This window comes from Nisaea sp., from assembly GCF_040217065.1.
In the GTDB taxonomy this organism is placed as follows: Bacteria; Pseudomonadota; Alphaproteobacteria; order Thalassobaculales; family Thalassobaculaceae; genus Nisaea.
The window spans coordinates 166550-178637 of sequence record NZ_JAVJNX010000008.1; the positions used below are offsets into that span (position 1 = coordinate 166550).

10 protein-coding genes are annotated in these 12088 nt (G+C 62.9%); 7 read left to right on the forward strand and 3 right to left on the reverse strand.

Features of this window, described 5'->3' with window-relative positions:
* Positions 1-35: 35 nt before the first annotated feature.
* Complete coding sequence (gene secA, locus RH950_RS09865) at positions 36-2762, reverse strand: preprotein translocase subunit SecA (protein ID WP_350056203.1); 2727 nt, start codon at positions 2760-2762, stop codon at positions 36-38.
* A 457-nt stretch (positions 2763-3219) separates the two neighbouring features.
* Between secA and RH950_RS09870 the strand changes: the two genes are divergently transcribed.
* The 5 genes from RH950_RS09870 to RH950_RS09890 are packed head-to-tail and all read left to right on the forward strand — an operon-like array spanning position 3220 to position 7446.
* Complete coding sequence (locus tag RH950_RS09870) at positions 3220-4119, forward strand: hypothetical protein (protein WP_350056205.1); 900 nt, start codon at positions 3220-3222, stop codon at positions 4117-4119.
* Positions 4120-4151: 32 nt separating this feature from the next.
* Positions 4152-5213 (forward strand): peptidylprolyl isomerase, encoded by a 1062-nt coding sequence (locus RH950_RS09875; RefSeq protein WP_350056207.1) that lies wholly within the window; start codon positions 4152-4154, stop codon positions 5211-5213.
* A gap of 19 nt (positions 5214-5232) precedes the next feature.
* Positions 5233-6465 carry a bifunctional glutamate N-acetyltransferase/amino-acid acetyltransferase ArgJ gene (argJ, locus tag RH950_RS09880; RefSeq protein WP_350056209.1) on the forward strand — a complete coding sequence of 411 codons (1233 nt, stop codon included), beginning with the start codon at positions 5233-5235 and terminating at the stop codon, positions 6463-6465.
* 22 nt (positions 6466-6487) lie between these two features.
* Positions 6488-7033, forward strand: a complete 546-nt coding sequence (locus tag RH950_RS09885; protein ID WP_350056210.1) for a GNAT family N-acetyltransferase — start codon at positions 6488-6490, stop codon at positions 7031-7033.
* Positions 7030-7446 (forward strand): (deoxy)nucleoside triphosphate pyrophosphohydrolase, encoded by a 417-nt coding sequence (locus tag RH950_RS09890; protein WP_350056212.1) that lies wholly within the window; start codon positions 7030-7032, stop codon positions 7444-7446. The genes RH950_RS09885 and RH950_RS09890 overlap by 4 nt, the downstream gene beginning before the upstream one ends.
* A gap of 7 nt (positions 7447-7453) precedes the next feature.
* Here RH950_RS09890 and RH950_RS09895 read toward each other — a convergent pair whose 3' ends face one another.
* Together RH950_RS09895 and RH950_RS09900 are read right to left on the reverse strand one after the other, a co-directional pair.
* On the reverse strand, positions 7454-8218 hold the full coding sequence (locus RH950_RS09895) for an SDR family oxidoreductase (RefSeq protein ID WP_350056214.1): 765 nt from the start codon (positions 8216-8218) through the stop codon (positions 7454-7456).
* 89 nt (positions 8219-8307) lie between these two features.
* Entirely contained in the window at positions 8308-8982 is a 675-nt protein-coding gene (locus RH950_RS09900; protein WP_350056216.1) for a hypothetical protein, read from the reverse strand.
* 112 nt (positions 8983-9094) lie between these two features.
* Between RH950_RS09900 and RH950_RS09905 the strand changes: the two genes are divergently transcribed.
* Together RH950_RS09905 and RH950_RS09910 are read left to right on the forward strand one after the other, a co-directional pair.
* Complete coding sequence (locus RH950_RS09905; protein ID WP_350056218.1) at positions 9095-10672, forward strand: gamma-glutamyltransferase; 1578 nt, start codon at positions 9095-9097, stop codon at positions 10670-10672.
* 76 nt (positions 10673-10748) lie between these two features.
* Entirely contained in the window at positions 10749-12059 is a 1311-nt protein-coding gene (locus RH950_RS09910; protein WP_350056220.1) for an adenylate/guanylate cyclase domain-containing protein, read from the forward strand.
* Positions 12060-12088: the final 29 nt, after the last annotated feature.

Here is a 12088-nt window from a genome sequence, read left to right on the forward strand (position 1 = left end):
CGGAGCAGGGTAGGTGCTCCGGCCTGCGTTCCTGGTCAGATCTTCCCGTGGCATTGCTTGAACTTCTTGCCAGAACCACAGGGGCATGCCGAATTTCGCGGCACCTTGCCCCAGGTCGACGGGTCCTGTGGGTCAATGCTGGCGGCACTCTGCCGGGAGCGGACCATGGTTTCCCCGTCCGTCATCGTTTCGTCGTCGGTACCAGCAGCAGCAAGAGCGGGATCCTGGCGGCCCTCATGCATTTCCCGGGCTGCCCTCTCCGCCGCCATGCGGGCTTCCATTTCTTCCGGTGTTGCCTGAATCCGGATTTCCAGATGAGAAAGCACACTGCAGACAGTCTGGCGCAGTCCGGTCAGCATGCCGTCGAATAGATTGAAGGCCTCGCGCTTGTACTCGTTGAGCGGGTCTTTCTGGGCATAGGCGCGCAGGTTGATGCCCTGGCGCAGGTGATCCAGGGACAGAAGGTGCTCTTTCCATTGCTGGTCAAGGATCTGCAGCAGCAGGCTCTTCTCCGCCATGCGCAGCACTTCCGGGCCGTAGTTCGCGGCTTTCTCAGCCATCGCCCGGTCCGACGCCTTGGTGATGCGTTCCAGGATTTCCTGATCCGCGATGCCTTCTTCCGCCGCCCATTCGGACACGGGCAGGTCGAGGGCGAGCAATCGCAGGCATTCCTCGTGCAGGGCGGGGATATCCCACTGTTCGGAATAGGCGCCTTCCGGGATACAGCGCGATACCACATCCTCGATCACTTCATGACGCATGTCGGCAACCATGGTCGCGATCTCTTCGGCGCGCATGATGTCCTTGCGCTGCTCGAATATGACCTTGCGCTGGTCATTCATGACGTCGTCATACTTCAGCAACTGCTTGCGAATGTCGAAGTTGCGGGCCTCGACCTTCTGCTGTGCCTTCTCGAGCGCCTTGTTGATCCAGCTATGGACGATCGCCTCGCCCTTTTCCAGCCCGAGGCGCTTCAGCATGCCGTCCATGCGCTCGGAGCCGAAGATCCGCATCAGGTCGTCTTCGAGCGACAGGAAGAACTTGGAGGCGCCGGGATCGCCCTGCCGGCCGGAGCGGCCGCGCAGCTGGTTGTCGATCCGCCGGCTTTCGTGTCGCTCGGTACCGATGACGTAAAGACCGCCGGATTCCAGCGCCTTTTGCCGTGCGGCTTCGACCTCGGCCCGCAGCGCCGCGACTTTCTCCGGATCGGCGTTTTCGCCAAGCTCCAGCGCAATCCGCATCTCGGCATTGCCGCCGAGCTGGATGTCGGTGCCGCGGCCGGCCATGTTGGTCGCGATGGTCACGGCGCCCGGTTGACCCGCCTGGGCAATGATTGTCGCTTCCTGTTCATGGAAGCGCGCGTTCAGGACCTTGTGCTCGATCCGGCGTTTGTGCATCAGGCCGGAGAGCAGCTCGGACTTCTCGATGGAAACCGTGCCGACCAGCACCGGCTGGCCCTTTTCGCGGCATTCCGCGATGGTGTCGATGATGGCGTCCCACTTCTCCTCGGCCGTCCGGTAGACCTCGTCGTCATAGTCTTTCCGGGCAATATCGACATTGGTCGGCATCTCGACGACCTCGAGATTGTAGATTTCCGCGAATTCGGCGGCCTCGGTCATCGCCGTGCCGGTCATGCCGGACAGCTTCGGGTAGAGCCGGAAATAGTTCTGGAAGGTGATCGAGGCCAGGGTCTGGTTCTCGTTCTGGATGGTGACGCCTTCCTTGGCCTCGAGTGCCTGATGCAGGCCCTCGGAATAGCGCCGGCCTTCCATCGCCCGGCCGGTGAACTCGTCGATGATGACGACCTTGTCGTCCTTGACGATGTAATCCGTGTCCTTGGCGAAGAGATGGTGGGCGCGGAGCGCCTGATTGGCGTGATGCACCAGCGAGATGTTGTTGATATCGTAGAGACCGCCTTCTTCCAGCATGCCGGCGTCGCGCAGCAACTCCTCGATATGCTCCTGGCCGGCCTCGGTAAAGGCGACGGTGCGCTGCTTCTCGTCTTTCTCGTAATCTTCGGGAACGAGTCCGGGGATCACGGCATTCATGGCGGTATAGGTGGCGGAGCTGTTCTCGGCCGGGCCGGAAATGATCAGCGGGGTCCGCGCTTCGTCCACCAGGATCGAATCGACCTCGTCCACGATCGAGAAATTGAAGTCGCGCTGTACCATGTCTTCCAGGCGGAACTTCATGTTGTCGCGCAGATAGTCGAATCCATATTCGTTGTTGGTGCCGTAGGTCACGTCGCAGGCGTAGGCGGCCTTGCGCTCGGCATCGTTCAGGCCATGAACGATGCAACCGGTCGTGAGTCCGAGGAAATCATAGATCTGGCTCATCCAGCCGGCATCGCGCTTGGCCAGATAGTCGTTCACGGTAACGACATGGACGCCCTTGCCCTCGATGGCGTTGAGATAGACCGCAAGAGTGGCGACAAGGGTCTTGCCCTCGCCGGTTTTCATCTCCGCGATGCGGCCCTGGTGCAGCACCAGCCCGCCGAGCAGCTGAACATCGAAATGCCGTTGGCCGAGCGTCCGCTTCGCCGCCTCGCGGACCGTTGCGAAGGCTTCGGGCAGAATGTCGTCGAGACTCTCCCCGGCCTTCAGACGCTGCCGGAACTCTTCCGTCTTTGCCGTGAGTGCCGCGTCGTCGAGCGCCACAAACTCCGGCTCGAGAGCGTTCACCGCATCGACAGTCTTTTGCAAACGCTTGAGTATCCGCTCGTTTTCCGAGCCGAAGAAGGCTTTGGCGAGTGCGCCGAGCATGCCGACCTCTTAAATGAGAATGAATATCCGGAAAGTGACCGGCTGGCTGACAGATAGGGGGTCACGCAAACTCTGTCAACGCGTCCGGCCCGGGAGGCCCGGCCACGAACGATGCAATCCGTCGGAACAGTACATCCGTGCACCCGCCGGCGGTTCGGAACAGGGCTATTTCCCCGTTGATGTTCATCGGTCCGGAAATAACGGGGCACACGGTCCGTTTCAGCATGTGGCGGCAACTCTGCCGCGACCTCGCGCCGCATGTGTTTTGGAGCGATTAAGGCGCGCCAAGCCGTATGGCAAGGACTCCGCAAGGCGGCAGGTGAACTGAGGCGCAATATGTGATATATTCAATATTCATTTTAAAGAAAATCAATCGCTGGAGATAGTTTGAAATTCTGATTAATTTCCATTAAATTTTGTTAACGAATATGATGTGTTGCCTAGAAAGGGTAAGCATATGATTGATCGGATCACCGGATACACGTCAGGGGTGATCGCGCCGACGACAGCGCGGAGAAGCCGCCAGGTCGGCGGAGAGGCATTGAATCAGCGTGTCCTTCCGCGCCGCGGGAAGTCGCGCGACGAACATGGTGCCGGCGAACAAAATCCTCAGCAAAATCAGAAGCATTCCAGCACCGACGATGACAGTGTTGAGGTGCGGTTCTCCAATGCGTCGGCGCGGCCGCCGACATCGCGCTCGCCCTATGCCTCCAACGCTTACGCCCGTGCGACAAACGCGTCCGATGCGTCGAGCGATGACGATGTCCTGATCTCCCGGTCCACGGCGGTCCTGCTGACGGAGGATCTCAGCAGCCTTATCCGCCGCGCGGTGACAAATGTCGGGTTGCTCGTGACCAGCCTGATGAAAGTCCCGGACAGCGCCGCTCATGACGTCGAACGGCGGTTCCATATTGCGGCTTTGAGTGCTGTTCGTCAGGCACGGGAACGCTTTCTCCGCAAACCCGGCAGCGCGACTTCCAGCCCGCGCGGCCTGGAATTCGCAAACATTTCGGTGCGTTATGACAGTCTGCGTGGCACGGCGGCGATCAAGATCGGAGCTGCCGAGTTTCTCGAACGGATCGACATGAGGGCGACCGGTGTGGTTTTCGATGTGCGCGGTGACGCTGCGGTGCATGATGCCCGTCCCGGCATCTTCGTCGATACGGGCACGCATGGGGCGGCCATCGCCAACAACATCATCGAGACCGTGCGGCGGGATCTGCCGCATTTTGGCGGCAGCAACGATACCGAAGGCGCTATTGTTTTGATCCGGGCCGACAACAGTGATTTTTCCAACCACCGCGCGCCGGCCGAATGGCTGGCGCTCGACCTCATCCTGCCGTTCGGCAAGCGCTGAAACCAGGCGCCGACACTCCCGAACTTGTCACCTTGCAGCCTGCAAACGCGTCTTGCCGCTCCCAGGGCGATCTGATAGGGCTGCTCGTCGTGCGGCAGCCCTGCTCCCGCGCCATTCTTCAGAACAAAGCGCGGGCCGAAGGTCCGGTGAAAGGCGCCTCGATGAAAGACTTCCGCTTCCGGCCAGTATTGTGTGTTCCAGCCCTGCGCCTCTCGGTGACGGCACTGCTTCCTGCAATGGCCCTGAGCGTTGCCCTGTCGGCCTTTCCTGCTTTCGCGCAACAAACCGGCAGCACGCCTGAAACGAAGCCGGTCGAGCAGGCCGCAATCGATCCGGCAACCACTGTCGTCGCCACCGTCGACGGCGCGCCGATCTATCTTTCGGAAATCCTGCTGCAGATCCAGCAGCTCCCGCAGCAGTACCAGCAGGCACCGATGGAGCAGATCTATCCGCCAATGCTGGACCGGGCGATTGATTCCCGTCTGATCGCCAGTGCGGCGCGGGAAGCGGGGATTCAGGATCGGGACGACGTCAAGGCGCGGGTGAGCCAGGCGGAAAGTGATATCATTTCCGAGGTCTATCTGACCGACAAGGTGAAGGACTCCGTTGACGAGGATGCGCTGCGCAAGCGCTACGAAGAGACCATCAAGGAGGATGCAGACGCCGGCGAGGAAGTGAAAGCCCGCCATATCCTCGTGGCCAGCGAGGAAGACGCGAAAACCATCATTGAAGAGCTCAAGAACGGCGCCGAATTCGCCAAGCTTGCGGCGGAGAAATCCACCGGGCCTTCAGGGGCCAGCGGTGGCGATCTCGGCTATTTCACCGCCGATGCCATGGTTCCGGCGTTCTCCGAGGCTGCCTTTGCCCTGAAACCGGGCGAAATCACCGAAGCGCCGGTGCAGACCCAGTTCGGCTGGCATATCATCAAGGTCGAGGATCGGCGCGCCGTGCAGCCACCGAGCTTCGAGCAGGTACAGCCCCAGCTGACGCAAGACATGACCCGCGAAGTTCTGACAAAGGCGGTCGAGGAACTCAGGGCCGGCGTCGACATCAAGCGTTACGGGCCTGACGGCACGGAACTTCAGTCGAAATAGTATCCACAGGATCCCGACCATGACCGACCAGGTTTCGCCGCTCGCTCCGGACAGCTTTCCGACACTTCCGGCGATTGCCGGGGTACGTACAGCCACGGTCTCGTCCGGGATCAAATACAAGAACCGGGACGACGTGCTGTTGGTCGAGCTGGCGCCCGGCACGACCGTCGCCGGGACATTGACACGCTCAACGACACCGGGTGCGCCGGTCACATGGTGCCGGGAAATCCTGGCCAGGGGCAGCGGACGGGGCCTGGTCGTCAATGCCGGCAACGCGAATGTCTTTACCGGCGCCATCGGGGACGCCTCGGTGCGCGAGACCGCGTCCGCGGCGGCGGGCATCCTGTCCTGTGCGCCGGATGAGATCTATATCGCCTCCACCGGTGTGATCGGCGAGATCCTGCGGCATGACAAGATCATTGCCACATTCCCGGATGCGAAGGCCAAGCTCACCGAAAACGGCTGGGACGCGGCTGCGGGCGCGATCCGTACGACGGACACTTTCGCGAAAGGCGCCAGTGCCACCGCGGAGATCGGCGGCCAGACCGTGACCATTGCCGGCATCGCCAAGGGTTCCGGCATGGTGCAGCCGAACATGGCGACGATGCTGAGTTTCGTGTTCACCGACGCGGCGATTCCGGCGGCGATCCTGCAGGAAATTCTTTCGCCCATCGTCGACCGGACCTTCAACTCCATCACCGTCGACAGCGATACCTCGACCAGCGACACGCTGTTGCTGTTCGCCACCGGCGCCGCCGGGAACACGGTGCCGTCAGCCGCGGCGGATCCGGCGCTCGACGGTTTCAGGCAGGCTCTGGAAGCTGTCCTGCGCGAGCTCGCTCTTCTGGTCGTGCGCGATGGCGAAGGCGCTCAGAAGCTGATCGAGGTGCGTGTCACGGGGGCAGTGTCCGACGACTCCGCGCGCAAGATCGCGCTCTCCATCGCCAATTCGCCGCTGGTGAAGACAGCCATCGCAGGCGAGGACGCGAACTGGGGGCGGGTGGTCATGGCGGTCGGCAAGTCCGAACAGCCGATAGATGTCTCGCGCATCAGCATCGGCTTCGGCGGCGTCGACATTGCGGTCGATGGCAAGCGGAACCCGGATTATGACGAGGCGCCGGTCGCAGCCCATCTCAAGGGCAAGGAGATCGGGATCGATGTCAATGTCGGTGCCGGCGACGGCGCCGCCACGGTCTGGACCTGCGATCTGACCCACGGCTATATCAGCATCAATGCGGATTATCGCAGCTAGGGTCCGCGCGATGGAACGTGTGATGACGGAGCGGCTCGCCTTCCGGGCGCCGGAGCTGGCGGATGGGGATACGCTCTTCGCGCTGATGAACGATTTCGGCATCGTGAAGTTTCTGACCTCCGTGCCCTGGCCCTATACGCGGCCTGACGCGGATGCATACATAGAACGCGCGCGGACCGGACGGGCGGAGGAAAAAGGGCTCTATTACCTGATCCTGGACCGGGTAACGAAAGAGCCTGTCGGCACCATCGATCTGCGGTTCGACCCTGAAGAAACTGCGCATTTCGGCTATTGGCTGGCCACCTCTTCCTGGGGCCGGGGCTATGCCAGCGAGGCGCTTGCGGCCCTGCTTGATTTCGGCTTCGGGTCGCTTGGTCTGCGGCGGATCTGGGGGGCGGCGATGCCGGACAATCCCGCGTCGATCCGGGTTATGGAGAAATGCGGCCTTGCCCGTGCCGGCACGATGCGGGTGAAGCGTCCGAATTTCGGTGATGAGGTCGATATGGTGCGGTTCGACCTGTCCCGGTCCGACTGGCAGGCGCGCGGCGGCAAGGTTATCCCGGCATGAGTGACGATATTGCGAAACCGATCATCATGGTGGTCGCTGCCGGCCTGATCGATGCGGATGGACGGGTCCTGCTGGCACAACGCCCGGAAGGCAAGACCTTGGCCGGTCTGTGGGAGTTTCCCGGCGGCAAGGTCGATCAGGGGGAAAGCCCCGAGGACGCGCTCATCCGTGAGCTGCAGGAAGAACTCGGCATCGACACGAAGGAGAGCTGCCTTGCGCCCTTCACCTTCGCGTCGCATGCCTACGAGGATTTCCACCTGCTGATGCCGCTCTATCTCTGCCGCCGCTGGTGGGGACAGGTCACGCCGCAGGAAGGCCAGGCGGTCAAATGGGTGCGTCCGATGCGTCTGAAGGACTACCCGATGCCGCCTGCCGACGTGCCCCTGGTGGCGATGCTGCAGGACTATCTCTGACGGATCCTCAGCCCCGCCCGACAAACGGCATCTTGGTTGCCATCACCGTGATGAACTGGACATTCGCATCGAGCGGCATTTTGGCGATATGGACCGCCGAGCTGGCCACATGTGCAACATCCATGCGCGGCTCGATCATCATCGAGCCGTCCGCCTGCGGCACGCCTTCGCCCTTGACCATGCGCTCGGTCATCGGCGTCACAGCGTTGCCGATATCGATCTGGCTGCAGACGATGTCGAAGGCGCGGCCGTCCAGAGAGATCGATTTCGTTAGTCCCGTGATGGCATGCTTGGTCGATGTATAGGGGGCCGAATTCGGCCGCGGCACATGGGCCGAAATGGAGCCGTTATTGATGATCCGGCCGCCCTGCGGTGTCTGCTTCTTCATCATTCCCATGGCCCGCTGGGCGCAGAGAAACGAGCCGGTCAGGTTGACGTCGACCACGGCCTGCCATTGCTCTGCGGTCAGCTCGTCCATCGGGATGGCCGGCGTACCCATGCCGGCATTGTTGAACAGCAGGTCGATCCGGCCGAAGGCTTTCTTCAGCGCATCGAACAGCGCATCGACCTCGGCCACCTTGCCTATATCGGCCGGCACGGCCAGCATGGCCCCGCCGCCGGCATGCGCCATGGCGGCTGTTTCCTCAAGAGGTTCCGGCCGGCGTCCGGCCAGAACGACATTGTAGCCTTCCTTCTGGAAGGCCAGCGCGACAGCGCGACCGACCCCCGATCCGGCCCCGGTTACCAGCGCGGTTTTTCCGTTCCCCGACATGACTTCCTCCCGTCATTATCCTTTTTGAGATCGGGAGTGTGTCGCGCGCGGGGCGGCTTGGCACGCAGAAAAACGAAAAGACTGACATGTCAGCCTGGATCGGGTTTCCGCTCGTCGGTGGGAATCTCCGGCAGGAAGGGGCTGACCTCGATTGCCGGGTCATGCGGCTCCTTGCCGGTCGGGACCACAGCTGCATCCCGGTAGAGCCGGTCGCGGGTTTCGTTCAGCTTCATGGCAAGATATTTCCCGTCCGCCCGGGTCATCTCCAGCAGACGGTTCTTCAGTTCGATCTCGATATTGTGGACTTCCTCGATCGAGACTTTGGTCGCGGGCAGTTTCTCGAGCACTTCCACGGTCGCCTTGATCCAGTCGATGGATTTCTGCCGGGTCTGCTGTGCTTCGAGCACCATAACCGAGAGCCGGTCGAGGATATATTCCGTCTGCTCGACTTTCTGATCGCCGCAATAGGGGATCAGCTTCTTGAGATAGTCGAAGTCACTCTGGGTAAACTCATGGAGCTTTTTCCGGAAGTAGGTGTATTCCAGGTTCTCGACGGCCATGCCGCCCTTCAGCCGGGCGAGGATGTTGATCGGCGCGTTGCCTCCGGGGATTTTCGCACAGTCTTCGTCCTTGACGTCCTCTGGGGGCTCGACCGGGGGCGTTTGCTGTGCGTTCGCCGCGTGCAGCGTAAATATCTGGAGGCCCAGCACCGCCAGGATCGCGAGGACCGCCATGCGGGCCGACTTCCCGTAGCTGCTGGTCATTGGCACATCACCCTTTCTGACGCCCGAGTTGCTTTTTGCGCATCATCCCTATCACACTCAGGGTGTCGCACTCTCTTGCGGCAATGCAACCTTCATGCCCGGAGTATCCCCGATGAGCGTTCCCGCTTCCGTCACCGCCTTCGAGCGGACCTATGAGACATGGCAAACAGAGAAGCCGGCGGCAACCGGTCCGCGCGGCGCCGTGGCCTCGCAGAATGTCGAAGCGGCAGCCGTCGGGCAGGCAATTCTCAAGGATGGCGGCAATGCTATGGACGCGGCCATCGGCGCGGCCTTTGCCCTGACCGTTGCCGAGCCCTGGATGAGCGGCCTTGGCGGCGGCGGATACATCACGCTGTATTCGGCGAAGGAGAAGGCGGTCCGGGTCGTCGATTTCGCCATGAAGTCTGCCAAGGGGCTGAACCCGGTGGACTATCCGCTGGCCGAGGGCACCGGCGCCGACCTGTTCGGCTGGCCCGCGGTGGTGGACGACCGGAACGTGAACGGCCCCTATTCGATCGCCGTGCCGGGCACCGTTGCCGGCTATGCGCTGGCGATGCAGAAATACGGCACGAAGAGTCTCGCCGATGTCATCGCGCCTGCCGCCGCCCTGGCGCGGCGCGGCCATCGCGTTACCTGGTGGACCATGCTGATGTGTGGCGCCGACATGCCGGCGCTGCAGAAATGCCCGGCGACGGCGGAAACCTGGTTGCCGGGCGGTTTTCCGCCGGCGATGGGCGCGGATCCGGAGCCGAAATTCCTGAAACTCGGCAAGCTTGCCGACACACTGGATGAGCTTGCCCGGGACGGAGCCGAGAGCTTCTATCGCGGCGCCATCGGGGAACGCATTGCCAAAGACGCTGAGCGTCTGGGCTCCTCCGTCCGGATGGCGGATCTGGAAGCCTATGAGGCGGAAGTCCAGGAGCCGCTGTCGATGACGCGCGGCGAGGCGACCTACCATGTGCCGGGCGGCCTGACCGCCGGGCCGAGCTTCGCCGATGCGCTGAAGAATCTGCCGGCCTTCTCCGGTGCGGCGCCGGACGCGGAGACCTACGCCGCCTATGCCCGCACCCTGAAGGCCGCCTACGAGTACCGGATGGCCAATCTGGGGCATGCCGGCGACCATGGCGACCGGAGCTGCACCAGCCATATCGCTGCCGCCGATGCCGAGGGCAATATCGTCATGATCACGACGACCTTGCTCTCCCGTTTCGGCAGCCGGGTGCTGTTCCCGGAAACCGGCATCATGATGAATAACGGCATCAACTGGTTCGATCCGCGCCCGGGCCGTCCGAATTCGCTGAAGCCGGACACCAAGCCGCTCTGCAACATGGTGCCGGCGGTTGTGACCAGGGATGGCAAGCCCTGGTTCGGCTTCGGCGCCTCCGGCGGCCGCAAGATCATGCCGGCCGTCTTCCAGCTCTGCTCCTTCGTCAATGATTTCGGCATGGACATGGCGACCGCGCTGAACCAGCCGCGGGTCGATCTGGGGGCCATCGACACGATCTATGCCGATGCCCGTTTCGACGCGGCGACCATGGCAGCTCTGGAGGCGGTGGCCCCGACCGAGAGCTGGCCGGCGACCACCTATCCGATCATGTATGCCTGCCCGCTCGGCGCCATGCTCTCCGACGCGGGCGTTTCGGCAGTGGCACATCCGACGACGCCGCTTTCGACGGCACTCGCGGTCTAGCCTAAACCGCAGCAATCAGGCTCAATGCACTGATTGCTGCGCGCATTGGTGTGCCAGCACAGGCCGGGGATGGAACATGGCTGGACGGGTGGCGCGGCAACGTTTGCTGGCGGCGGAACGGCAGGGGCTGAAGCTGGCCGTGCTCTGCCGGACTGCGGCAGTGGCTGTCGGCATGATCTGGCTGACGGTCGGCTGGAACCTTGCCGGATTCGCCCCCAGCCCGATGGCCATGACGGCGCTTGCCCTGTTTGGCGTGATCGGCATTGTCAGCTACACGGTGGTCGGCACGCGGTATGAGCGGTGGTGGCTGAAATATGCCCTCTACGCCATCGACATCCTTGCCGTCTGTGCCGTCTTCATCGTCATCCCGGTCAGCCGGTTTGCGCCGGAATTGCCCCAGGTGCTCGCGTTCCGGGCCTTCGGCGTGCATTACCTGTTCCCGCTGGTCGCCATGGCGTGCCTGACCCTGTCCTGGCGCCTGGTGGCCTGGTCCGGGCTGGCGGCCGTGGCCGGCTGGTGGGTCGCCTTCGGTCTCGCCATCGCCGACATGCAGCAGCGGCTTTCCTGGAGCGACCTGCCGTCCCGGCCGACGGCAGAGGAATATCTGAATGTATTCCTCTCCCCGGATTTCGTCGGTTACGGCACGCGGCTCCAGGAAACCGTGCTGCTGATGATCGCGGCCCTGGTCCTTGCCCTTGCGGTCTATCGTGCGCGCTGCGTTTTCGTGGCCCAGGTGGAGGCCGAGCAGGCACGCGAGCGGGCGGTCCGGACTTTCGGCCGGTTCGTGCCGGAAACCATCGCCGAGCGGCTTGCCTCGGACCGGGACGCGCTGGCGCCGCAGGTCCGGCACGGGGTGGCGCTGGTGCTCGATATTGAGAATTTCACTGCCTATGCGGATGGCCGCGCGCCGGAAGAGGTCATCGCCACCCTCGGCGCCTTCCTGGCCCGCGCCGCCGAGGCGATCTCGAACCGTGAAGGGGTGGTGATCAGCTTCACTGGCGACGGTCTGCTCGCCGCCTTCAACACGCCGCTGGAGATCGCCAAACCGGAGCGGGCCGCGCTGGATGCCGCGTCGGATCTGCTGGCCTGTGCACGTGAGTCCGGCTTCCGCGTCCGCGTCGGCCTCGCCGCCGGACAGATCGCCTCGGGTCGTGTCGGCTCCGAGAGGCGGCAGGCCTTCACCATCTATGGCGATACGGTGAACCGGGCGGCCCGGCTGGAAGTTCTGGCCAAGGATGTCGGGGCAACGGTGCTGGCCGATGCCGGGGTGGCGGGCAAGGCAAAACCGGATGACCTGCTGAAACCGCTTGGCGAGCAAAAGATCCGCGGTTTTGAAGCGCCGCTGGCGGTCTGGTCGAAACAGGTGATGGCCCTGCCGGGCGTGTAAGAATCTCCCCACACGTGTTTTCCCGGACG